Genomic DNA, 25,932 nt, shown 5'->3' with positions numbered 1-25,932 from the left:
TATGAAGAAAAAGCAAAAATTACGCTGCTTTCCAAGGGGAAGTTTGTCTAAAATTGTGTTAAAAATGAAGCTATTAACAATCCTAATGTTTTCTGTGCTGATTGTTTCTTCAGCTGAAAGTTATTCGCAGGCTGCCAAATTTAATCTGAAATTGAAAGATGTAAAAATTCAGGAGGTATTTGAGTATATCGAAGCGAATAGCGAATTTATTCTGCTGTATAACGAAAAATGGGTTGACATAGATCGTCGGGTAAGCGTAAATGTAAAAGATGAAACCGTTGAAAAAGTTCTTGATCAGACTTTTAGAAATACCGGTAATCTCTACCATATTTACGATCGGCAGATAGTTGTTTTGGGAGAAGGAGAGAGAGGAAATAAAGGGATTGATGGTCGCGCAACAAATGGTATTCAGTTCCAGCAGGACGGTTCGTTACAGATTAGAGGTAAAGTAACGGATGTAAATGGGCAGCCCGTTCCCGGAGTTAACGTCACGGTTGAAGGAACCTTAAAAGGAACAATTACGGATTTTGACGGCTACTATATTATTCAAGCAAAAAAAGGAGATGTTTTAGTTTACTCCTTTATTGGGTTTGAAAAACAAACCGTAGAAGTAACAGAAAAATTAGCGATTGATATAATTTTGAAAGAAGCAGTTACATTGCTGGAAGAGGCCGTTGTCGTAGGGATGGGGTCTCAAAGAAAGGCCAGTGTTATTGGTTCAATCTCGTCTATAAAAACGGAAGAACTAGCAATCCCTCAGCGGTCACTTGTTTCAACACTTTCAGGTAGAATTGCAGGTGCAACTATTGTTCAAAGATCCGGGGAACCCGGTTATGACAATGCATCGTTTTGGGTTCGTGGTATTGCAACGCTGGGATCAAATAAAAGTCCATTGGTTTTGGTGGACGGAGTTGAAAGAGATATGACCAACATCTCGGTTGAAGAGGTTGAATCTATCTCTATATTAAAGGATGCTTCTGCAACAGCTGTTTATGGAGTTCGGGCAGCCAACGGCGTTGTATTGGTAACAACACGAAAAGGAGTTGCACAAAAACCGGTCGTTGAGTTTAAGTTAGAATCAGGGATTTCAGACCTGCCTAATATGCCAAAATTTGTGGGGGGAGCCGATTATGCCAGACTTTACAACGAAGCTTTTGGCCAGGAAAACTATTCTAAAGAATATATAAACTATCTTGAAAAAGATGTAAATCGTTTTTTATATCCCAATGTCAATTGGTTTGATCAGATTTTTAAAAAATGGTCTAACAATACCAATGCAAACATTACAATCAGAGGTGGTGGAGAAAGAGCTCGTTATTTTATAAGTGGTGGTTTTATGGAAGATAACGGGAATTTTAAAGATTATGACTTGAATGATTATAACACAAATATTAATCTAAAGCGATATAACTTCCGTTCAAATGTTGATATTACGATAACGAAATCTACAATAGTTAATCTGGAACTGGGCGCTAACCTTATAGATATTCATGAACCGGGAGTAGGTAACAGATCGCTTTATGGTAGGTGGTTTGGTAGTCCTTCCGACGAATTGTTTTATTGGGCGTATCTGTCAACACCTTTGTCAAGCCCTGTCCGTCTTCCTGTAGGTAAAAATTCTGATGGTTCTGTAGAGTGGGGATGGGGAGCGCCCAGTCAGGTAGGCGAATTGAACCCTGCGGAACGTTTACATGGTTCTGGTTATAACACCCGATTTAATACCCAAATAACGAGTCAGGTGGTACTGAATCAGGATTTGTCGATGTTGTTGGATGGGTTGAACTTTAAAGGATTTTTCTCTTTCGACTCCAACAACAATACCATACAGCGCAGGAATAAGCTTTCTTCATCTTATTCTGTTGATGGCATAGATGATGAAACAGGTGATTTGATTGTAAAAGAAGTGAATGTAGGGCAAGAATTTCTCGGATACTCAAGTAGTGCTGGTTCAGATAGAGCTATCGAAGCAAAAGCCCAATTGAATTACGATAAGTCGTTTGGCACGAATCACCGGGTTGGTGGAATGTTTATGTATTATCAGCGAGATTACATTAACGGATCCGCAGGTAGTTCAATTATGGCGTTGCCCTACAGAAAGCAAGGAGTAGCTTTTAGAGGAACATATTCATTTAAAGATACCTATTTCGGAGAATTTAATTTGGGATACAACGGATCTGAAAACTTTCCCAAAGAAAATCGTTTCGGCCTTTTCCCCGCAGGTGCCGTAGGATATCTTATTTCAAATGAATCGTTTTGGAATCCAGAAGTGATTAATCTATTGAAAATTAGAGCCTCTCTAGGTTTAGTGGGATCAGATGCATTGCCAAATAACTACCGTTACGGTTATTTATCCACTTGGGGCAGTGGTCTAGGTAGTTACGCCTTTGGCTTTAATCCTACTGTAGTTTCCGGTATTGGAGAAGATCAAATTGGAGTATCGAACCTTACGTGGGAAAAAGGATTAAAGAAGAATGTAGGTTTTGAACTTGGATTGTTTGAGAATGCGTTTAATATGGATGTAGACCTTTTTCATGAAAGAAGATCTGATATTTTAATTCAACGTGGTTCTATGCCTGCTATTGCAGGTCTAAATCAGACTCCGTATGCCAATATGGGGATTATGGAGAATAGAGGTGTAGAAACAACATTGGAGTTAAGCAAAACTATCAATAAGTTTTCTTATCGTTTTTATGGTAACTTTTCCTTCACTCGCAATAAGATTATAGAAATGGATGAACCTCAGATGGAGTATGAATATCGTATGAGGACAGGGCATCCGCTGGGGCAACAATTTGGTCTTATTGCAGAAGGATTATTTAAAGATCAAAAAGAAATAGACGATAGTCCTGAGCAGAAATTTGGAGTTGTTCGTCCGGGGGATGTAAAATATAAAGATATCAACAAGGACGGCGTTATTGACGCTGATGATGAAACGGCCATCGGTTACACCAATATTCCTGAAATTATTTATGGTTTTGGTACACAGCTTATGTGGAACGGAGTTGACTTCGGTATCTTTTTCCGCGGTCAGGCAAGAGTTTCATATGGATTGGGAGGAAGCACTTTCGTTCCATTCAGTGAAGGTGTGGGGAAAGGTAATGTATTCGAAAAAGCTCTGGACAGATGGACAGAGGATAATCCAGATCCGAATGCGTTTTATCCGCGACATTCTGATGGGAGATCAAGTAACAACTGGCAGCCTTCTACCCGCAATATTTATGATGGAAGTTTACTTCGATTGGCTGACGTGGAGTTAGGCTACTCATTCAATAATAAATTAGTTTCTCGTGTTGGTCTTCGGTCTGTTAGGGTGCATGTGTTAGCCAGTAATGTTGCCGTGTTTGCACCTTGGGACATGTGGGATCCTGAAACCGCATCATCAAATGGGAGCAGGTACCCAATTCCAAGAAAAATAAATTTCGGTATTAGAACAACATTTTAAGCAAAAAGAAAATGAAAAAAATTATTATAAGTTTGTTTTTAGCTCAACTGTTATTCTTTTCGGGTTGCTCAGATTTTTTAGATAAACTTCCCGATGATATGAAAACAGATGACATGGTGTGGAGTTCCAGAGTAGAAGTTGAAAAATACCTTGCTAATGTCTATGCTACCATTCCTATAGAGAGGCTAGAGCAGGAGGCACCATGGATAGGATTAGCTGATGAAATTGATTTAAGCTGGACAGTATATTCTACATACGGACTTAATTTGGGAAACTGGTCGCCCTCTTTAAATTATTATCATTCCTACTACAGACAGTTGTATCGAGCAATCCGATCTTCTTTCGTATTTGAAAGTAATGTTGATCAGTGTGGTGAATTAAGTGAAGACTTGAAGATTCAATATAAGGCTGAATCGAAGTTTCTTCGTGGGTATTACTATTGGTTACTTCTTCGTCAATGGGGACCTTTTGTCCTGATGAAAGAGCTGCAACCAAACGACGCCGACTTTGCTAATATGGGCCGAGCTCCATTTGACGAATGTGTTGACTACATTTTGGAAATGATGGATGAGGCAGAGAAAGATCTACCGCTTCACTGGCAAAACAATACCACATGGATGGGGAAACCTAATAAGATCGTTTGTAAATCGGTTAAATCAACTGTTCTGACATTTGCTGCCAGTCCGCAATGGAACGGAAATGCAGAGTATGCAAATTTTAAAAACCCTGATGGCACATTGCTGGTCAATACAACCTACGATGAATCAAAATGGAGAAGAGCAGCTGAAGCTAGCCGGGCGGTCATCAATATCTCGGAAAACAATCCGGAAGCCAACCTTCGTTTATACAAGAACAGCGAGAACGGAGATGGTGCATTTAACCCGTATAAATCATGTGTGGATGTTCACTTGAAAAAGTGGAATAGTGAGGTTATTTGGGGAAAATATGGGATAGGAAATACAGAGGCTTGGATGATACATACTACTCCCGGTCCGAAAACACTTGGCGGAGTTGGCCCAACACAGCGTCTTGTTGATGCTTTCTTAATGGAAAATGGAAAAACCATTGAGGATCCAACATCGGGGTATGTGGAAAGTGGTTTCGCAACATCGCCTAACTCTCATTGGAATCCGAATAACAGGGCTGTTGGTACCGAAGAAGGGCGTAAACAAATGATTGCAGATATTCGGGAATGTGACGCGTGGGGACATTGGGAAGGAGATTGGAACATGTATGCGAACCGCGAACCTCGTTTCTACGCATCAATACTTTACAATAAGCGCATTATCCCCCAGATTCCGGATGATATTGCTAAACGAAATTTTTACAACAGCACTGGTCAGCAGGATGGTTATGCTCGCGCAGAACTGTATTATGGGGGAGTATCGCGTCAGTCCGGATCTTATACCTTCTTTTCAAGAACAGGCTACTTAGCCCAGAAGAGAGTGGATCCGATGGCTAATTTATACGACCGCACCTATCCGCAACAGTATATGGATGTATTTATACGGTATGCTCAGATTTTGTTGGATTATGTAGAGGCACTGAATGAATATGATCCGGGCAATGCTGACATACGCAAATATTGGGATATGATTCGGGAAAGAGCAGGTGTGCCAAGTGTTTTTGAAACAAATCCTGAAATTGCTGGAAGTAAAGAGCTTCAACGCGAATTTATTTTAAGAGAGAGGCAAATTGAGTTGTGCATGGAAGGCGATCGTTACATGACCTCACGCAGAAGGTGGCTCGCTCATACGCCTGATGAGGGTTCAGAAACCGACACCCGTAAGTGGGGCGACGGCGGACGTATGTGGGGCATGGCCATCAGCGCAGGCGATGCGGCAGCAAATAGTTTTTCTTTTACTGGTTTTTACGAAAGGGTACCTTTTGAAACCCGTGTTTTCAAAAAAGAATTTTATTTGTTCCCGATACCTGAAGATGAAATAAACAAGAGTTATAAACTGGTTCAAAATCCTTGGTGGTAATAAAAAAAAAGCGAATAAATATGAAAAAGCTATTTCTATATTGGAGTATTATTCTTTGCAGTGGAATTGTTTTATTTTCATCCTGTAGTGATGATAAACTGGACGAGTCGATTCCGTTGAACCCTGTTCTGACACCTTTTAAAGCCGTCACAGCAGAAGATGGATCTGAATTTGTGAATGCAGAAATATCAGATAAGAACAAAACAATTGTTTTGGAATTATTCAATTTAAAAAGCCTGAAGGAAGTAAAAGTTAAGCTAAATGTTTCAAAAAGAGCAAAACTAATTGCCCCTACAGATACGATTCTGACACTTGATTTGACCAAGCCCTACGAGATTACTGTAAACAATCTTTATGGCGATGTAACTTATACAATAACGGCATCAATACCTGAGTTTATTTTTATCGATAAATCAAAATTTATGGCTTATAATCTGAATAATGATTCACCACAGGGAGGTGATCCTATGAGCGTATTGTGGGATGGTGGCTATATGTCTAAACCGGAAGATTATGCCTCGATTGGTTATAGAAACTATTGGACTACAAGTTCATTTACTTTTGATATTGGTACGCGTTATGATGGAAGTTATTATGACTTAAAGCAATTCAAAGTTCATTTATATTGGGCTTATACACACACGTGTCCTAAAGAGTATGAGTTGTGGGGCTATATGTTACCGGGTGAGCCGCCAGCAAGCGGTGACTGGTCGGATTGGACAAAATTGGCTGATATTGATAACTCTTCATCAACCATAACCGATTTCGCAGAAGGGGATAATGTCCATTTTGAAAAGGATGATAGCCCAAGTGTTAGGTATCTTCGTATTATTAACAGACAAAACTGGAGGACTTCTCCTCCGTTGACCAACATTTCAATTTGCGAATTGTCTTTATGGGCATGGAATAAATAAACTCTATGTTTAGCTTTTTTCAAGTAACATAAAAACATTAGTTTTTATGTTACTTGAATTTTTTTATAAAGGCATAAGAGTAGAAATTAATTTCTTCTATTTTGGTTATATATGGCTTATTTGCAGTATGTTGTTGGTCGTATCGCTTCCGCTAATCGGTTATAAGTACGAAAGGAGAATATGTCATTAAAATAAATATTCGTTTCAGAAAACATTTGATCGTTATCTAATTTTTATCTAATGCAAAAAATGAGAACTCATTCTCTGTTTTTATTTGTTATATTTTCTATGTTCGCTGCATGTTCGGAGAATGCTCCAAGTTATGTTCCTTCTCCAGAAGAAGAAAAGGAAGATAATTCATTATATGAATGGGAGAAAAACAGGACTGAACTTTTAGAGAACAAAGACATGGTTCTTCTGTATGCCGGCGGATCACACCGGGGCCATGAATGGAACGAAGAATATGTGGAACCATACGTTACCAATGTCGATGAATCGGGCAATGAACACTGGATGTTTGATTCATTCTTATTTTTGGAGATCCACAATGGCGAGGGTAAAACATTTGCCTCAGGATATACTCCTGTTCCGGCCAATCAATACGACTGGAAAAAACTGCTTGATTACTATTTTCAGTCGCGGTACTGCCTGGGGGCTTTAAACAGGTCAGTTGAGAGTGCCAAAGAGCGCTTGGGTAAACCTACAGAAAAACGAAAAGTAGTAATCGGAATTCCGGAACCTATAAAAACACAAAAAGATTGGGGAAGCGTTAGTAATGGTGCCCTATTGGATTTTTCAAAACCAGACGATCGGATAAGTGCCTGTCAGTGGTACATCGATTATGCAAGAAAGAAGTTTAAAGAGATGAACTATGAAAACATTGATTTGGCCGGTTTTTATTGGATTGCGGAAGAAGCTACCAATTCAAGGGGTATTTTGGCCGATCTATCAGCTTATCTAAATAATTTGAAATATGGTTTTGTATGGATTCCTTATCATGGTTCTGATGGCGCTTTCGACTGGGAAAGACTCACCTTTAATTATGCCTATTATCAACCCAACTATTTTTTCAATGACAGCAGGCCTGTTTCATTTCTCAACAAAGCTTGCGAAGACGCGAAAGCCAACGGAATGGATATGGAAATAGAGTTTGACGATAGAGTCATGATTGATCGTGGAAATTGGGGGTACAGGCTCGAAAATTACATGAAAGCTTTCAAAGAGTACGGAATATGGGAATCAAAAAGATTAGCATACTACCAGGGAAACAGAACCTTGTATGAGCTTTTTAAGTCGAATGAAGAGGAAGATCAACAGCTTTATCACAAGTTTTGCAAATTTGTAACAGAAAGGCAAATTAAAAACAATAATATCAGAATCGATCCCGAAGAATATCAGATGTGAACTTCTAAAATCATTACAATAATCATATAAACATAATATATCGATATGTTAAAATTTAAAATTACGTATAAACTCTTCCTGTCTTTTTTCTTACTTATGGCAGGGGCTTCTTTTTATTCATGCACTCCAAAACAAGATCAGGCTATACGCGATATGGTTCTGATATACGACGGGGGAGCACACCGAAGTATAAAATGGAACAAAGACCATTTTGCGCCATATGTTTCTCTTGAGAATGAAGATGGAAGTGTAGACTGGTTATTCGATGGATTTTTGTTTCTAGAGATTCATGATGGAAAGGGTAGAGGATTTGCATCGTATTATCAAGACTCGGCAGCAAGAAAAGTAGAATGGAAAGGATTGATAGATAATTACTTTCTTGAAGATAATGCAGTTATGGCTTTAGATAAGCAGATTTCGGAAGTTTTAGAGAGTTCTGCTGCAAAGATGCCCTTTAAACGTAAAATAGTGCTTACTGTTCCCGAACCAATTCCAAATCAAACTGATTGGGGTGAAATAAAAGGTGAACCCATGAATTTTTCGAAGAAGGAAGACCGCTTAGAAGCATGTAAATGGGTCATCGATTATGCCATTGCATCATTTAAAAAAGCAGACCCTGAAAATCTTGAGTTAGCAGGGTTCTATTGGGTTGCCGAAGAGGCTACCAACAGCCGGGATTTGGTGAAGCACGTTGCCGAATACACAAATGAACGTGGTTATAAGTTGTACTGGATACCTTATTTCAATTCAGATGGATATAACGAATGGCAAGAACTTGGCTTCGATCAGGCCTTTTATCAGCCGAATTACTTTTTTAAAGAAGACAGACCTATTTCTCAAATAGAAGAAGCATGTGAAAATGCTATGAAATATGGTATGAGCATGGAGATGGAATTTGATGATCGAGCTTTAGCTAAACATGGTTGGGGGTATCGTATGAAAGACTATATCCGTGTGTTTGACCAATACGATGTTTGGGATAAAATGGAAGTGGCCTATTACCAAGGAGGAGATTCATTTTTCAAACTGCATCACTCCAACGATCCGGAAGACAATGAGCTTTACCTTCAGTTGGCAAAAATAATTGCAAAAAGGCAAAAGATGGATTTTGCAAATACCCGGGCTGAGTAGTACTGTCACGTATTTGAAACCAATAGTGTTTTCTCATGTGTGTAAACTATTACATAGTGAGACTTTGATGTAAATGGACAAATAAAATTGGAAAAAAGCTGAAGTACTAGTTTTGTAATATGTATAAAGAAAAGGCCGTCTCATAACAAGTTTGTGAGGCGGTTTTTTTAGCACTATGTCATAAACTGCCGGAATTTTTCCGGCATTTTTTGTTATGGCTGTGTCATGTTTTTAAAAGAAAAGGGTCCAGCTAAAAATAATCCGATATAAGTGGGTAGATTACAAATCTGTAAATAATATTAAACAACTAATGCAATCATCTGGTAAATTGCATTGCGGAATTCGGGGCAGGGTGCCACCTCTGATTCCCGCAACGACAACTTGCAATTTTCCACTGGAAACCATTCTCGTAGAAACTCTTTTTATTTTTTAAGCTAGCGAAAGAAACTAAGACGATAAAATAACCGTTAATCATAATTTAAAATAATTGGTAGAATTATAAATTAGATACTAATACGAAAGATTAAGTATTTGATTGGCAGAAGTGTAATTGGTTGGCCGAACTTGGTGCTAATACTGATTTATTAGTACTAAGAGACGCTTGCTTTATAAATTATTTTCTTGAAAAAGAAAAATGTTGAAAACAGTTTATTTTTGTACAAAAATCGGTAACATTAGATGCACGAAAAAAAAACATCTTACCCCAATAAAACTGTAAAACACCAGCCAAGGGGAATGACCATTCTTTATGAAGATAAGGATATTATTGTTGTTGACAAAGCCGCTGGTTTATTAACCATGGGAACAGGCCGTGAGAAAGAGAACACCGCTTATTTCATGCTGAATGATTATGTGAGAAAAGGAAATCCCCGATCGAGAGAACGGATTTTTATAGTTCACAGACTTGACAGAGATACCTCGGGATTGTTGGTTTTTGCAAAAAACGAAAAAGCAAAACGTTATTTACAGGATAATTGGGCGAATTTCAATAAAAAATATTTCGCCGTTGTGCATGGTATTCTTCAGGAAAAGAATGGTACCATTACTTCCTATTTAGCCGAGAACAGCAGTTTTAGAATGTATTCTGTCACTAACCCGGAAATGGGAAAGTTATCAAAAACCGGCTATAAGGTCCTTAAAGAATCGGAAAAATACAGTCTGCTGGAAATAACCTTATTTACAGGACGAAAAAACCAAATTCGTGTTCATTTTTCGGAAATTGGACATCCTGTTGTGGGCGATAAAATCTATGGAGAAAAAGATAAATCGGCAAAAAGATTAGCATTGCATTCTGCATCGCTTAAAATTTTACATCCCTATACCCATAAAGAGATGATTTTTAAAGCAGAGATTCCTTCATACATTAAAACGTTGGTTAATGAATAGGGATGTAGTAAAGAATAACTCAAAAAAATTCTGATTGAAAAACAGAACAGAAATAGAACTTTTAGCTCCGGCACGGAACCTTGAATTGGGAAAGGCTGCAATAAACTATGGAGCCGATGCAGTATATATTGGAGCCAGTCGTTTTGGAGCGAGAGCAGCAGCTTCAAATTCTTTAGCTGATATTGAGTCCTTGGTTCAGTTTGCACATAAGTACAAGGCGAAAGTTTATGTTACATTAAATACTATCCTTTATAACAACGAATTAGAAGAGGCAGAGAAACTAATTCATCAGATTTACAACGCAGGAGCCGATGCCTTAATTATTCAGGATATGGGCATTTTAAAAATGAATATTCCTCCCATTCCTCTTCATGCCAGCACACAAACCAATAATTTTTCAACTGAACGCATCTGCTTTTTCGATCAGCTTGGTTTTGACCGGATAGTTCTGGCGCGTGAGTTATCACTCGCGGAGTTGCAAAAGATTAGAGCTGCGACAAAAATCGATCTGGAATATTTTGTTCATGGGGCATTATGCGTTAGCCTCAGTGGCCAGTGTTACTTTAGTGAGGTAACAACCGGAAGAAGTGCAAACAGAGGAATGTGTACTCAGGCTTGCAGACATTCATACAATTTAGTTGATGGTAATGGAAAAAGAATAATCCTTAATAGCCATCTGCTTTCGCTGAAAGACCTAAACCTAAGCAGTAATTTATCAGAATTGATTCATGCCGGGATAACAAGCCTGAAAATTGAGGGAAGGTTAAAAGATATCAACTATATCAAGAATGTGGTAAGTTATTACAGAAAAAAACTTAATGATATTTTTAAATCCGAACCGCAATATGTTAGATCATCTTCAGGAAACACGGAGATAAATTTTGAACCCGATCCTGAAAGGAGCTTCAACAGGCAAAGCACAAATTATTTTTTGTTTGGACGATCAAAAAATCTGATAAACACTTATTCACCTAAATCGATAGGCAAAAAGATTGGAACGGTTGACACAGTCGGTTCAGGTTACATTACATTGAATGCTAATGATAAAGTAAACAATGGCGATGGAATGTGTTTTATTTTGAACAATGAGCTAATTGGATTTAGAATTGAAAAAGTTGTTGATAACAAGGTTTTTATAGCCGACACTTCAAATTTTTCCTCCGGAACAGTTCTTTATCGCAATTATGATCATGACTTCATTAAATTGCTGGAATCAGATAAATCTATTCGCAAAGTAACTGCCAGCATCCGTGTGTCGGAAAAGGATAACAACCTGCACTTTGAATTAACCGATGAAGATAAACTAACTTCGAGTTACATTGTTGAGCAATTGCCTGAAACGGCCAAAGACCCTGAATTAGCTGAGAGAAATCTAATTTCACAGCTTTCTAAATCGGGTAGTTCGATGTTTAACGTCACTGAAGTGATAAACAAATGCAAAACGAGCTATTTTTTCCGTATTTCTGAATTGAATGAAATAAGGAGAATCCTGTTTGAGAAGCACATGGCTGCCAGAACAGCAGCTTTTGCGCGAAAAGATACAGATCGTCAGCCGAAAATGATTGATTTTCCCAAAAAGGAGGTTGATTTCTCTGAGAATATTTCAAATAAAAAGGCCGGGCAGTTTTATCAGGAACATGGCGTAGAAAAGCAGGAAAAGGCTGTTGAAGTAAGCTCAGCAAAAGAGAACCAGCTATTAATGACTTCGCGTTACTGTTTAAAGTACGAGTTAGGTTTTTGTGAACGATTTCAAGGAGCTAGGAACACACCTTCGGAACCGCTTTATCTCGAGGACAAAAACAGAAAATATTTACTGCAATTTGATTGTAAAAATTGTTTTATGACTATAAGGCTTGAAAATAAAAGCTGAAATTGCTAGATGTTGTTGGTTCGGTTACTTCAAATAATTCTATCAATAGTTTTAGTATGTCAGAATATTAAAAACAATAAAAAAGAATGCGCAATAATGTGTATAAGTAAAAGCGGATTATTAATCCTGTCGCTAACGTATAAGGGACAGCAGGAATGAGTCAGGGAATAACAAAATTGACTAACGAAACAGTTGTAAATCAATGACTAATTTTTATGCTAGTCGGAATTATTTAGACACTGCTGGTCAAAAAAGTACGGTGTAATACACCTAAAGAATACCTGCCCTTCGACCCAAAAAAAAGAAAGATGGGAATAGCTAAAAGAATTTAAAACAAATGGCTAAATTTGACATAAAACCTGACGAAATTGAATTAGGTAACTCGTGAACCACAATTGTATTTTCTGATGTTAGTCAGAACTTTAATAAAGATATTTATGAGATTTTTGTATCCTATGAAAATGAATATATTATGAAAGCAATAACTATTTTACTATTAAGCCTAATTTTCAGCAACTTATTTGCACAAGAAATTGTAGAAAAAGAAATCAAAACAGAAGTTAATGAAGTAACTGTTTTTATTGACAAAGCACAAGTTACACGACAAAAAACGGTTGACGTTAACTCTGGAATCACAATTTTAAAATTTATAAATCTTTCTCCTTTCATTGACGCAAAAAGTATTCAGGTTAAAGCGAGTGGAGAGGTGACTGTTTTGGCAGTAAATCATCAGCAAAACTTTATTGATAAACTCGAAAAATCTGAAGAAGTAAAAAAAATTGAAGAAAAACTTGATGACCTAAACGATCAAATCAAATTAGAAGAAACCTACCTTTCGATTTTAAAAGATGAACTGACTTTTTTAAATGACAATAGGGTTATTGGTGGTAAAAACAATGAATTAAATATTTCGACACTCAAAGACGCTTCTGAATTCTATAGCACCAAACTGACTGCATTAAAACTCAAAGAAATAGAAAGAAACAATGCTTTAGAAAAATTAAGAAAACAAAAGAACGAACTTCAAAACCAATTAAATACATTAACAAGCAAGAAAGAATTTGCTTCGGGTGAAATTTTAGTAAAGGTTCAAAGTAAAATTAAAACAAATCCGTCTTTCGAATTATCGTACATTGTTGACAACGCAGGGTGGTATCCAACATATGATATTCGTGCAAATACAATAAATGACCCCGTAGAGATTATTTATAAAGCAAATTTACGGCAAGACACTAAAGTTGATTGGAAAAATGTAAAACTTAGTTTTTCCTCTTCAAATCCAAATTCATCGGGAGTTGCTCCGGAACTTAAGACTTATTATCTCGACTACTACAGTTTGCCGCCGATTTACAATAAATCAATAAATTCTGTCAGTGGTCGGGTTTTAGATCAGGAGAATAATCCATTGCCAGGTGCTACGGTAATGGTTCCAGAAACAACAATTGGTGCCGTCACAGATATGAACGGAAATTATTCAATTACACTCCCAAACAATGCTGGTTATTTAACTTTCTCATTTATTGGTTTTAAAACTCAAACTTTACCAATCACAAGTTCTGTAATTAATGTAAAAATGTTTGAAGATGATGCAGCATTGCAAGAAACTGTTGTGGTTGGTTATGGCATTCAGAACGACGCTGAAATATCAAAACCACTTCAAAGCAGAGTAGCAGGAGTTTCAGTAAATAAAACTAGAAGCAGAGATGTAGAAAGTATTGCAATTCCTTTTGAAAAAACGGAAAATCAAACGTCTATAAATTTTAAAATTTCAACTCCATATTCAGTCAATTCAGACAATAAAAACTATTCGGTTGACATGGTAGTATATCAGGTACCTGCATTCTTCCAATATTATTCAGTACCCAAAATTGAAAAAGAAGCTTACTTAATTGCAAATATAACTGACTGGGAAAAATTTAACTTGCTGGAAGGTGAAGCCAATATTTTTTTCGAAGGAACGTTTGTTGGAAAATCACTTTTAGATGTTCGGTTTGCATCAGACACTTTGCAGCTTTCGTTAGGTAAAGACAAAAATGTAATTGTTAACCGGGAAAAAGAAAAGGATTTTGAAACCAGACAATTTATTGGTTCAAAGAAAGAAGAATCAAAATCTTGGAAAACAACCATTAGAAATAACAAAAGCCAAGAGATTAATATGGTCGTACTTGACCAAGCTCCCGTGTCAAAACTCGAAGAAATTGAAGTAACCATTCAAAATGTATCTGGCGGTAAGCTAAACAAAGAAAGTGGAGAAGTTAGGTGGGAGTTTGCGTTAAAACCAATGGAGAAAAAGGACTTTGATTTGAAATATTCAGTGAAATATCCGAAATCAAGGGACTTGACCATAGAATAGAAAACAATGTATAAAATGTGTTGTAAGGCACGTCTTGGTTTGTGCAGATTCGATACAGGTTAATCTCGTGCCTGCTTCGGTTTCGAGCGGGTAATAAGACTCTCGTTTGACCTGCTTACGCAACATTTATAATAACTGTTCCCAGCGCATTTTAAAGAGGTGCCTATTAATCAATAAAAATCTATTTCAACAAGATAAAAGCGAAGGCAGAAAAGAAAAAGTCAAAACATAAACAACGTATTTTTTGACAGTTAACCAGGTTTTGAGTGGAAAAGAAGAAAACAAAGAAAAGAGCGAAGCAGAAAATATTATTCCTCAAAAACAAATGAAATGTATTTGAGGAAGCGAAGCATTGAAAATAGTAGAAAAAACATTGATTATTGGTTCCCAGATTGTTTGAAAAATGAATAAATTTGGTCCAAAAATCGACAGACAACTAATGAATGAAAACGACCACACATCGGCTTTTCCTACAAATCAGTATGACAAGGAAAAGACAATAGTAAAAAGTGAATGACTGAGAGAAATAACCCAAAACGACCTTTTAAAACTCGACAAAATAGATAAGAAATAAAAACAAAAACGAGTTGTAACAATGTTTCATGGCGGGGTTGGCATTTTGCCAGCCGTGGATTTTCGTTTCGATTTTCTTCGTCCTTCAGACGGACAATCTTTTCGGAATTAGCTCTGTAAACATTCATTCAGCCGTTACTAAACATATTATAATGAGAATGAACCTAGAAAAAGCTAACGCACAAACACAAGAGTTGCAAATTGTCAGCGCCAAAAGCCAATACAAAATTGCGACACATTTGTTTTTCCCCTTTTCTTAGAACCACACAAACTATTATTTAATCATAAATATTAATAACTATGGGCCTATTTAACAGAAATCGAACGGATGGTCGAACATTTGACGGTACTGATAATTCCCGAAAAGGGGTAATTGACCGAATAAAATATGATGGACCAGAGGATGAATTAGTCTGGAAGTTTCCTTATGATAACCTGACTATTGGAGCTCAATTAATTGTAAACGAAAGTCAAGAAGCGATTTTTTACAAAGGTGGAAAAGCTTTGGACTCATTTGGACCTGGAACTCATACCATTTCGACTGCGAATATTCCATTACTCCAAAAACTGATTAATTTGCCCTTTGGCAGCAAGACTCCTTTTTCAGCAGAAGTCTGGTACATTAATAAAACCGTTAAAAGAGATTTAAAATGGGGAACAAAAACGCCAATGCGTTTGAGAGACCCTCTTTATGGGTTTATTATTCCTGTTCGCGCTTATGGAGAATATGGGATTCAAATAAGTGAGGCAAGAAGTTTTATGACGCAAATTGTTGGGACATTGCATACTGCTGACATCCAAACAATTCAGCAATACTTTACCTCGCTGATTATTACAAAAGTAACCGATACAATCTCGAAATATATCGTTCAACGAAAAGTTTCGGTCGTAGATATTCCAGCTCATGTTGACGATATTTCTAAAACCTGTAAAGAAAGGATAAGTGAAGAATTCGAAAAATATGGAATACTAATTACCAATTTTTACGCTGAATCAATTAATTATCCTGAAGATCATCCACAGGTTGAACAAATTAACCAAGCTCAAGCCAATAAATTACAACGAGATATCGAAGGATACACTTATCAGCAAGAACGTTCGTTTGATGTTATGGATTCTGCTGCCCAAAATGAAGGCAATTCTGGAAATCTAATGGGGGCAGGAATGGGGCTCGGAATGGGATTTGGCATTGGCGGCGCAATGGGAAATCAAATGGGGAATATGGGCAGCCAGTTAAATACTGGTCAGAATCAACTACACGCAACACCACCTCCTCCACCTGTTTCTGCAATTTTTGTTTTAGTAAATAACAAGCAAGAAGGTCCATTTAATTTGGAACAGCTAAAATCATATGTCCAAAATGGTCAAATTACTAAAGAAACTTTTGTTTGGAAAGAAGGTATGGCACAATGGGACAAAGCTGAGAATTTGCCTGAAATTAAGCACTTGTTTGGTACTTCAACTCCACCACCACCGCCATTTCCTCACCCTTAAATATTTGGCATATGAAACGGAAGATAAATATCTCATTAATACTGCTGTTATGCACAATTGCAGTTACTGTTTTCCTATTTCTATATTGGTCGAAGGCAGAAAGCAGAACGACCTTATTTGCATTTAATCTTGGCTACACAATTTTTCTTGAACTACTTTTCTACGGATTTATTTACATTACAAGATTTAGTAGTAAGAAAGTTCTTGGTTCAACCTATTCTGTATTAGGTTCAATCTTGTTCTTTTACCTGATTTTTGGAATTGCAGTCATTCTTATTTTTAACTTATTCCTGCTTTTCCTTATTTCAGTAAAGTGGTATTACTCCGTAATTGTTGTTGGTACCTTATTCGGGGTGATTGCAACTGGTTTTACATTAAAACTAAACAACAATGTAGTTGTCGAAAATGAAAAGGCCGAAAACGTTTTTGCTTCCCAGTCAACTTTAGTTCAAAAGCTTAAATATTTAGAAAGCAAGTACAAATCTGAATTATCGAAAAAAGGCATTTCTGAATCATTTGAATCTGAACATGATTCAATTATTAGTAAACTGACCAATAAAATTCAATTTGGCAATCCCAAAATTATTGAAAACAATAACTCATACTCGAAAATTAACGATTCTTTAAGTGCAATAGAGAATAATTTGGATGAGCTAAAAAAAGTTGAATCTGATGGCAAAGCAATTCAAACAGAGATAACTGAAATTGTTAACGACACCATATTTTATATTAATTCATTAAACTAATGTTATATGAAAGTAGAAATTTTACAATGTAATGGTTGTGGAGCTAATCTTTCGCCAGACAATACAACATGTATTTATTGTCAGAGTGAAAATATTATAGTTTCAAACAGCCATCCACTGAATGTTGAAGAAAAACAAGCGAAAAAGATTGCCAATTATTTTAAAGCTCAGGTTAAAGAAGATCCAAGTGATGGTGAAGCTTTATTTGCTTTGGGGATGTTTTATCTAAACTTAAAGCTTTATGATTTGGCTATCAAAAATTTTGAAGCTGCAATTACTCAACTCCCTGACGAAGCAGACGTTTACTATTACTACGCTTTATCCTTAATAAGGGGGAAACGCCCAAAGTCTATGAACCTTAAGGATATTAGGAGAATTGAAGAGTACCTGAATACTGCAATGCAGCTTGATGATAAAGAGAAGTACTTTTATTTAGCTGCAATTATAAATTATGATTATTATGCTTGCAATGGGCTTAAAGTACCACAGCCGAATTATAATGAGTTGATTTCTGATGCTCAAACTGCAGAGAAAGAGCCAGACGAACTAGATGTTCTTGTTAAAAATGTAATTATCAGAGATGATCAGTTGCTATCAATAATTCAAAATTAATTAATTTTTTATAACTATTAAATCTGTACAAAATGGATAAAAAACAACAAATTCAAGAGTATTTTGATGCACCGAAACCAAAATTTCGTGTGAAATTGTTCCTGTTAGGAATAGTTGCCATTGTTGTTGGTGCTGTAATTGAAAAATCTACAGTTACACCAGTATTGATAATTGTTGGTTTGCTAATTGCAGTGATACCTATTTTAAAGTTTTTTAAAGCTAAAAAACGTTATGAGGCTCGTCCTGCTGATTCTCAAATGGATGAATGGTTTTGGGAAGACACTAAATCAATTATTGAGAAAGATGCTCTTGATAAGGTTGGTGTAGATAAGGAAGATTTAGTTGCAGAATCTCTTGTAATTCCTGGCCCTCAATTTTGGCGGGTTAGCGGTTTCGATATTGACGATGTTAAAAGAAGAAAAGGAAACGATGGGTTTTTTAGATATTCTGTTTGGAAAATTCAAATTTTCTTATTCACTGAAAATTTTCTTGGCAGTTATGAGTGTGATTACAACTGGCTTAAAAATACATCAATTAATGAATCAACGAATGAATTCTTTTACAAGGATGTTGTTTCAGTAAAAACAGCAACAGCTTCAAGTGCTTATACATTAAAAGATGGACAGAGATTGGAAGAGGCACAACAGTTTATTCTAAAATTAGCTGGTGATGAAGTTTCTGTTATTACAAATGACTCAACCTTAAAAACAAGTTCTGAAATGTCATCTCGCGTTGATAAAGCAGTTCAATCAATTCGGACAATGCTTCGGCAAAAGAAAGCTTAATTCGACGTAATACGGTCATACACATTGGCAGGTTGCACACGGCTTTTTTCTCGGCCACAACCTGCCAATAAGCATACTTACGCCATCTTTCATTTGACTGACTAGCAATAATACAACAATAACAGGCAAAATAGTGGGGCCAATTTCTGAGTCAACTGAATACACTATTCCTTTTTCACCCCAGCTCGCTCAGCTCCAGCCACCGAAATTCTTTCTCGTCGAGCAGCGTTTTTACTTTTTCTAATTCGAGCGATTTTTCATACAATTCATCGTGCGGCAGTGTTCCTGAATTCATCGATTTTTCCAGTTCTGCAACCTGTTTTTCCAGTTCCGGAATATCTTTTTCAAGCTGTTCGAATTCCCGTTTTTCGTTAAACGAAAGTCGCTTTTTTGTTTTGGAATTCCGGCTGTTTTCTGCTTCTTCTGCCTTTTGTTTTTTGTCGGTAGTTTTTGCCGGACTTTTGGCAGATTCTAACCTAAGTTTTTCTTCCTCTTCGTTTCTGTAAATGGTGTAATTTCCAGGGAAGTCGGTAACAGTTCCATTCCCGTCAAAAACAAAAAGATGATCTACAATTTTATCCATGAAAAACCGGTCGTGCGAAACTACCACAACACATCCTTCAAAAGCCTTCAGATAATCTTCCAGAACATTTAGTGTCAGAATATCCAAATCGTTGGTAGGCTCATCCAGAATCAGAAAATTCGGATTTTGCATTAAAACGGTACACAGGTAGAGTCTGCGCTGCTCGCCACCGCTCAGCTTTTCAATATAATTGTATTGCGTGTCGGGCGGAAAAAGAAAACGGGTTAGCAGTTGGGAACTGGTCATGCGCGAACCGTCTTCGAAAATAATGAATTCTGCAATTTTATTCACCGCATCAATTACCCGTTCCTGCGGGTCGAAATTAATACCTTCCTGCCTGTAGTATCCGAATTTTATGGTTTGTCCAATTTTTATTTTACCGGCATCCGGTTGCATGGCGCCGGTAATCAGGTTCAGGAAAGTACTTTTCCCGGTTCCGTTTTTTCCAACAATGCCCACTTTTTCGTATCGCGAGAATTTATAAGAAAAGTTATTGATCAATTTAACTCCCGGAAACGATTTAGACAGATTTTCAATTTCAACAATCTTTTTTCCAAGCCGGGCAGATTTTACGCTCAGTTCAACGCTTTCTTCTCCCAGTCTCCGGCTGGCTTTCTCTTTGATTTCCTCAAAAGAGTCGACTCTGTATTTTGCCTTGTGACCACGGGCTTTGGGCATACGCCGCATCCATTCCTGTTCGGTGCGAAGCAGGTTTTTTGCTTTGGCAACCGATGCTTGCTGCATCTCTATTCGCTCGTCTCTTTTTTGCAGAAAATAGGAGTAATTCCCCTGGTAACGGTAAATCTGGTTGTCTTCCATTTCTATAATCTCGGTGCATACGCGGTCAAGAAAATAGCGGTCGTGAGTAACCATTAGTAAAGTTGACTTTGTCTTTTCCAGGTAAGTTTCCAGCCATTCAATCATTTCCAGATCGAGGTGGTTGGTTGGTTCATCAAGAATCAGCAAATCAGGTTTCTGCATCAGTACTTTTGCCAGTGCCAGCCTTTTTTGTTGCCCTCCGGACAACTGCCCTACCTGTTGCTCCAAATCTACTATTTTGAGCTGAGTGAGCACTTGCTTTATTTCAACTTCGGCATCCCACGCATTCAGTTCGTCCATTTTTACGGATATTTCGGCAATTTTTTGCTGGTTATTTTGTGCCACAGCCAGTTCGAATTGTTTTACCGCACGCAGTTTCTCGTTGTCAGTGTCAAACACCTCTTCCAAAACACTGTGCTCGGGGTTTAATTGCGGAACCTGTTCGAAATACCCTACTTTAATATCGTTGGTAATGGTAATTACTCCTTCGTCGGGGGTGTCTTTTCCGGCCAGCAAATCCAACAGTGTTGATTTTCCTGTTCCGTTTCGGGCAATAAGCGCTACTTTTTGTTCTTCGAAAACGGTAAACGAAATGTTTTCGAAAAGCATAAGCTCTCCCCAGCGTTTCGAAAGATTTTCAGCCTGAATAAATGGTCTCATGAATAAAATTTTGGCAAAAATAGCAAATGCAAATGAAAAGCCGGTGTCGGCCGGCTTTTCCAGGTCTGTTTAATTTACTAACTCGAAACTATTTAATCATGGGGAGAAAATAGACTTGTGCATCGATTCTGTTTATACGACCCATTAAATCTGGTTTTGTTACACAATTCATTAAAAAAATGAGTTATTTTGAGAAAAATATAGTGATATAATGCGCAAAAAAGAACTCTTTGAGAAAGTCATACAATATTTTGAAACAACAATGCCGGTGGCCGAAACCGAACTGGATTATGAAAATCCGTTTCAGCTTATTGTTGCCGTAATACTTTCTGCACAGTGTACCGATAAAAGGGTGAATCAGATTACTCCCGATCTATTGAAAAGATATCCGACTCCCGAAAAAATGGCATTGGCAGAACCTGCCGAAGTTTTTGAATACATAAGGAGTTGTTCGTACCCCAATAATAAAGCAAAGCACCTGGTAGGAATGGCGCAGAAGCTGGTAGAGCTTTTTAACGGCCAGGTTCCGGAAGATATTGATGACCTGCAAAAACTGCCGGGAGTAGGACGGAAAACAGCCAATGTAATTGCTTCGGTTGTATACAATAAACCTGCTATGGCGGTTGATACGCATGTATTCAGGGTGTCTGCCCGAATTGGTCTGACAACAAATGCCAAAACTCCGTTGGCTACCGAAATGCAACTGATGAAATATATTCCCGAGGAAATAGTGCCTAAAGCACATCACTGGCTGATTTTGCATGGTCGGTACACCTGTCTGGCACGCAAACCAAAATGTGAAAAGTGCGGACTGACTTCTGTTTGCAAATATTACCTGAAATCAGGTGAGCAAAAGTAAACTCACTGCCATTACTGCCATGCCTCCAACCAATCCGTAAATTGCCAGGTGGTGTTCTCCGTATTCTTCGGCAGAGGGGAGTAGTTCGTCCAGCGAAATAAATACCATAATTCCGGCAACCGCCGCCATTGTGCTGGAAACAATAACATCAGAATCGCCGGCACTTATAAATGGCATCAGTAAAAAATAGGCCAGAACTGCTCCTACAGGTTCTGCTAATCCCGACAAAAATGAGTAGAAAAAGGCTTTTTTTCGGTTTCCGGTTGCATAAAAAATGGGTACTGAAACCGCAATTCCTTCCGGAATATTGTGAATAGCAATGGCTATGGCAATGGCAATCCCAACGGCAGGATCGTTTAATGCGGTCATAAATGTGGCAATTCCTTCCGGAAAATTATGAATAGCAACCACCAACGCAGTAAATATTCCCGTGCGAAATAGATTTTTCTTGGGCTTCTTCCGGCTCTGAGTGGCCATATCTTCCAGTGGCCGCATTTCATGCGGGTTTTCGAACGATGGAATAATTTTATCAATGAGAGCAATTATCAGAATCCCGGCAAAAAATGCAGCGATGGTATATAAAGTGCCGGAGAATTCGCCAAAATCACTTATGAAACTGTGCTTGGCCTCTGCAAATATCTCAACAAAAGAAATATAAATCATAACACCGGCAGAAAATCCCAGAGAAACCGTTAGCAGCTTGGTGTTTGTTTTTCGAGCCATAAATGCAATTGCACTTCCTATTCCGGTAGAAAGTCCTGCAAATGCTGTCAGCAGTAACGCGTAGGTTATGTTAGAAACATCCATTTAATTTTTGCTTCCAAAAGTAATAAAAAGTAGATTACTTTTGTTTTTTTGTTTAATTTAATATGGTAATCGTTTGATTATTATGTTTTTATGTAAATGTTTGCGCGTCAGTTGCAAATATATTATTCATGTTCTTTGATATTTTATCAAACTTTGTACTTTTGTGCCATACTTGTTAAACTTTAAAGTTCATAGCTATGGCATATAAAATTTCTGATGAGTGTATTGCATGTGGTACTTGTATTGATGAATGCCCGGTAGATGCGATTTCTGAAGGTGATATTTACGTAATTGACCCCGACCTTTGCACCGACTGTGGTTCATGTGCAGAAGTTTGCCCGGTAGAAGCTATTTCAATAGACGAATAATCCGGACGACATAAAAAAATTAGAAGGCCTGACTCTTTTGAGTCAGGTTTTTTTATGTCTTAAAATCCGTTAAGATCGAGCAATACGGTGGGTAGCAATAGTAAAAAGCCCAAAACGCCCAGAATTACAATAAACGGAGCCACCCATTTTACCCATTTTTCGTAAGGAATGCGGGCAATTCCCAAAACACCAATTAACACCCCTGAAGTGGGAGTAATAAGGTTTGTAAAGCCGTCGCCTAACTGAAAGGCAACTACCGTGGCCTGCCTCGAAATGCCGATTAAATCTGAAAATTGAGACATCATAGGCATTGTAAGTGCCGCTTTTCCCGAGCCGGAGGGGATGAAAATATTCAGGAAGGTCTGGATCACATACATGACGCTAACAGAGCCTACTTTGCCTAAATCTTCCATGGTTTGCGAAACATAAAAAAGAATGGTGTCGATGATTCGTCCATTTTCGAGGATGACAACAATTCCGCCGGCAAGCCCAACCACCATAGCGGCGGAGAGAATATCCTTTGCGCCTTCAATAAACAACTTGGTAATTTCGTTGGCTGTTTTTCCCGATGCAATTCCTGAAAAAATACCTAAAGCCAGAAACAGAGTGGCTATTTCCATTACGTACCAGCCGTATCCCATTACGCCAATAATCAGAAACACAATGGTAAAAGTTAACAGGTTGAGAATAAAATAGTGAAATGACTTGCGTAATGTGAGGAATCCTGCACCAATAAACAACAATGTTGCAACCGGAACAGCCGGAAAAACAATCTCCTTATTTCCTATTTTTAGGCTGCTTTCGAAATAGTAAACAGAAAAAAGAATCAGAAACACCGAGAGAAGAATAAAAGCTACCCAGGCGCCCCGGGTAACCGATGGAACAAAATTCGTATTGCTGTTTTTGTTACGATTACGCCAGTATGCATCTTCTTCGTAAACCAATGATTTTTTCGGGTTTTTATGAATTTTTGCAGCATATCGTAAAATGAAGGTGAACCCGACTGCATTTATTATGAGCCACATAATGAGGCGATATTCAATGCCCGAAAACAGCGGGATATTGGAAAGCCCCTGCGCAATGCCAACGGTAAACGGATTGAGGAAGGCTCCGGCAAATCCCAGTGCGGCGGCAACAAAACATAACGAAACCCCGACTATTGAATCGTAACCCATTGAAATAGCCAGCGGTACAAAAATTATGGTGAACGCGATGGTCTCTTCACTCATGCCGAAAACAGCGCCAAAAAGACTGAAAATTGACATTATTCCGGTTAAAATGATATTGTTTACTCCCAGTTTTCTTATTAACTTTGAGCGTTTCCATTTCTCTGAGAACTTCAGAAACGAATAAATTCCAATGTCGATGGCTTTACTTTCGTTCAGAATCCAGAAAGCCCCGCCTATCATTAAAATAAATGCAATAATATTTGCCGTATTTATAAAACCGTCAAAAAAAGCTGAAAATACCTGCCAGGTTTGGTCGTGGCTCTCAATATATTTAAAAGATCCCGGCTTAATAACTTCCCGCTCCACGTTATTTACGTTAACCAGTTCACGTTCAAACTCTCCGCCCGGAATAAACCACGTGCACATTGCACAAAACACAATCAATAAAAAAATTATGACATAGGTGTGAGGTACTTTTTTCAACATGTTTTTCTATTTTAAAGCCGAAAATAATAAAACCTTTTTCTTGTAGTTATTAAAAAAGACTGGGTTATGAAAAAAGTTTTCTCGTTTTCAAAGTATGACAACCATATTTTTTCACAACTAATTTGTATCTTAAAGACGCTAAAATCATAAAAATGAAATTACTTCTCGAAAATATAAAAGAGCTGGTTCAGGTGGAGGACGATCCGGTTTTATTCAGATCCGGAAAGCAAATGGCAAAGTTGAATACCATTAAAGATGCTTTTTTGATAATCAGGGACGAGGTTATCCAGGATTTCGGCACAATGAGCCATCTGAAAGACGTATACAGAGATGATGATTTTTTGATTGAAATAGATTGTAGAGACCGATTGGTTTATCCATCGTATTGTGATTCACACACACATTTGGTCTTTCCGGCGCCACGCGAAAAAGAGTTTGTCGACCGTGTTCGCGGGCTGTCGTACGAAGAAATTGCGCGGCGGGGAGGCGGAATACTTAATTCGTCGAAAATTTTGCAGAAAACTTCTGATGAAGAGTTGTATTACGATGCAATGAGCCGGGTTATGGAGATCATAAAAACCGGTACCGGAGCAGTAGAAATTAAAAGCGGATACGGACTAAGCACCAAGGAAGAAATCCGCATGCTCAAAATAATAAGGTGGATTAAAGAAACTGCACCGGTGTGCATTCGTTCTACTTTTTTGGGCGCTCACGCCATTCCTGCCGAATATAAAAACAACCCTTCCGGTTATGTAGATGTAATTATCAATGAAATGATTCCGCAGGTTGCAGCAGAAGAATTGGCCGATTTTATTGATGTTTTTTGCGATAAAGGCTTCTTTTCGGTAGAAGATACCGAGCGCATTTTGATGGCCGGAATTAAATACGGGTTGCGTCCGAAAATTCATGCCAATGAGCTGGGGTTAACCGGTGGTGTTCAGGTTGGCGTAAAATACCATGCGCTGTCTGTTGATCATCTCGAACACATGGGCGTGAATGAAATTGAATGCCTGAAGGATACGGAAACCATGCCTACTGTTTTGCCCGGAGCTGCTTTCTTCCTGGGAATGAGGTTGTCTCCGGTGCGCGAAATGATTGAAGCAGGGCTTCCGGTGGCCTTGGCATCCGATTATAATCCAGGCTCGTCGCCCAGTGGGAACATGAATTTTATTTCTTCGCTGGGATGTATTAATTACAAAATGATGCCTGAAGAGGTGATCAATGCTACCACCATAAATTCGGCTTATGCCATGGGGATTAGTGACAGGCTGGGAAGTATTGCCCGCGGTAAAATTGCCAACCTTTTTATTACATCCGAAGTGCCGGGAATAGAATATCTGCCTTATTCTTTCGGTTCCAACCTGGTAGAAACAGTTATTCTTAACGGCGAAGTGCAGGAGCATTAATTCTGTGAATTAAATCATGTGCTTTTTGGCAACAGATTTTTAATTTTGACTGCGAAAAATGGCAGCGCAATGTTTGCGTT

General features: G+C 37.9%; 18 protein-coding genes. 15 read left to right on the top strand and 3 right to left on the bottom strand.

Annotated elements, in window-relative coordinates; genetic code table 11:
- The first annotated feature begins 1 nt into the window (after nucleotide 1).
- From BUB08_RS01285 to BUB08_RS01225, 12 genes are all read left to right on the top strand, one after another.
- Nucleotides 2-3,442: a TonB-dependent receptor gene (locus BUB08_RS01285; protein WP_083570509.1), complete on the top strand. Its 3,441-nt coding sequence runs from the start codon at nucleotides 2-4 to the stop codon at nucleotides 3,440-3,442.
- 11 nt (nucleotides 3,443-3,453) lie between these two features.
- The gene (locus BUB08_RS01280) at nucleotides 3,454-5,427 is read left to right on the top strand and encodes a RagB/SusD family nutrient uptake outer membrane protein (protein WP_072998198.1); all 1,974 of its coding nucleotides are present in this window, start codon (nucleotides 3,454-3,456) and stop codon (nucleotides 5,425-5,427) included.
- 20 nt (nucleotides 5,428-5,447) lie between these two features.
- The gene (locus BUB08_RS01275; protein WP_139249578.1) at nucleotides 5,448-6,341 is read left to right on the top strand and encodes a DUF5000 domain-containing lipoprotein; all 894 of its coding nucleotides are present in this window, start codon (nucleotides 5,448-5,450) and stop codon (nucleotides 6,339-6,341) included.
- A gap of 249 nt (nucleotides 6,342-6,590) precedes the next feature.
- Entirely contained in the window at nucleotides 6,591-7,745 is a 1,155-nt protein-coding gene (locus BUB08_RS01270; protein WP_083570552.1) for a DUF4855 domain-containing protein, read from the top strand.
- A gap of 45 nt (nucleotides 7,746-7,790) precedes the next feature.
- Complete coding sequence (locus BUB08_RS01265; RefSeq protein ID WP_072998194.1) at nucleotides 7,791-8,876, top strand: DUF4855 domain-containing protein; 1,086 nt, start codon at nucleotides 7,791-7,793, stop codon at nucleotides 8,874-8,876.
- A 678-nt stretch (nucleotides 8,877-9,554) separates the two neighbouring features.
- Entirely contained in the window at nucleotides 9,555-10,262 is a 708-nt protein-coding gene (locus BUB08_RS01260; protein ID WP_072998192.1) for an RluA family pseudouridine synthase, read from the top strand.
- Between the two features lie 34 nt (nucleotides 10,263-10,296).
- The gene (locus BUB08_RS01255; RefSeq protein WP_072998191.1) at nucleotides 10,297-12,132 is read left to right on the top strand and encodes a peptidase U32 family protein; all 1,836 of its coding nucleotides are present in this window, start codon (nucleotides 10,297-10,299) and stop codon (nucleotides 12,130-12,132) included.
- A gap of 472 nt (nucleotides 12,133-12,604) precedes the next feature.
- Nucleotides 12,605-14,485, top strand: a complete 1,881-nt coding sequence (locus BUB08_RS01250; protein ID WP_072998189.1) for a mucoidy inhibitor MuiA family protein — start codon at nucleotides 12,605-12,607, stop codon at nucleotides 14,483-14,485.
- 873 nt (nucleotides 14,486-15,358) lie between these two features.
- Nucleotides 15,359-16,552, top strand: a complete 1,194-nt coding sequence (locus tag BUB08_RS01240) for an SPFH domain-containing protein (RefSeq protein ID WP_072998186.1) — start codon at nucleotides 15,359-15,361, stop codon at nucleotides 16,550-16,552.
- An 11-nt stretch (nucleotides 16,553-16,563) separates the two neighbouring features.
- Nucleotides 16,564-17,298, top strand: coding sequence for a hypothetical protein (locus BUB08_RS01235; RefSeq protein ID WP_072998185.1), 735 nt, complete (start codon nucleotides 16,564-16,566; stop codon nucleotides 17,296-17,298).
- Between the two features lie 6 nt (nucleotides 17,299-17,304).
- Nucleotides 17,305-17,910 (top strand): tetratricopeptide repeat protein, encoded by a 606-nt coding sequence (locus tag BUB08_RS01230; protein WP_072998184.1) that lies wholly within the window; start codon nucleotides 17,305-17,307, stop codon nucleotides 17,908-17,910.
- 32 nt (nucleotides 17,911-17,942) lie between these two features.
- Entirely contained in the window at nucleotides 17,943-18,695 is a 753-nt protein-coding gene (locus BUB08_RS01225; protein WP_072998183.1) for an SdpI family protein, read from the top strand.
- Nucleotides 18,696-18,870: 175 nt separating this feature from the next.
- On the opposite strand, the gene BUB08_RS01220 is transcribed toward BUB08_RS01225, so the two are convergent.
- Nucleotides 18,871-20,757 (bottom strand): ABC-F family ATP-binding cassette domain-containing protein, encoded by a 1,887-nt coding sequence (locus tag BUB08_RS01220; protein WP_072998181.1) that lies wholly within the window; start codon nucleotides 20,755-20,757, stop codon nucleotides 18,871-18,873.
- 211 nt (nucleotides 20,758-20,968) lie between these two features.
- Between BUB08_RS01220 and nth the strand changes: the two genes are divergently transcribed.
- A complete protein-coding gene (nth, locus tag BUB08_RS01215; RefSeq protein ID WP_072998180.1) occupies nucleotides 20,969-21,616 on the top strand; it encodes an endonuclease III in 648 nt (215 codons plus the stop codon).
- On the opposite strand, the gene zupT is transcribed toward nth, so the two are convergent.
- Nucleotides 21,599-22,423, bottom strand: a complete 825-nt coding sequence (gene zupT / locus BUB08_RS01210) for a zinc transporter ZupT (RefSeq protein ID WP_072998179.1) — start codon at nucleotides 22,421-22,423, stop codon at nucleotides 21,599-21,601. The two genes, nth and zupT, sit on opposite strands and share 18 nt — an antisense overlap.
- 197 nt (nucleotides 22,424-22,620) lie before the next feature.
- Between zupT and BUB08_RS01205 the strand changes: the two genes are divergently transcribed.
- Nucleotides 22,621-22,791, top strand: a complete 171-nt coding sequence (locus BUB08_RS01205) for a 4Fe-4S binding protein (RefSeq protein WP_072998177.1) — start codon at nucleotides 22,621-22,623, stop codon at nucleotides 22,789-22,791.
- A 59-nt stretch (nucleotides 22,792-22,850) separates the two neighbouring features.
- Here BUB08_RS01205 and BUB08_RS01200 read toward each other — a convergent pair whose 3' ends face one another.
- Nucleotides 22,851-24,446 carry a YfcC family protein gene (locus tag BUB08_RS01200; protein WP_217651525.1) on the bottom strand — a complete coding sequence of 532 codons (1,596 nt, stop codon included), beginning with the start codon at nucleotides 24,444-24,446 and terminating at the stop codon, nucleotides 22,851-22,853.
- Between the two features lie 152 nt (nucleotides 24,447-24,598).
- On the opposite strand from BUB08_RS01200, the gene hutI reads away from it, so the two are divergent.
- Nucleotides 24,599-25,852 carry an imidazolonepropionase gene (gene hutI / locus BUB08_RS01195; protein ID WP_072998176.1) on the top strand — a complete coding sequence of 418 codons (1,254 nt, stop codon included), beginning with the start codon at nucleotides 24,599-24,601 and terminating at the stop codon, nucleotides 25,850-25,852.
- Nucleotides 25,853-25,932: the final 80 nt, after the last annotated feature.

Origin of the sequence: Mariniphaga anaerophila (assembly GCF_900129025.1) — a bacterium.
GTDB lineage: Bacteria > Bacteroidota > Bacteroidia > Bacteroidales > Prolixibacteraceae > Mariniphaga > Mariniphaga anaerophila.
The sequence above is the reverse complement of the archived record's forward strand: the minus strand, read 5'-3'. Positions and strand labels throughout refer to the sequence as shown.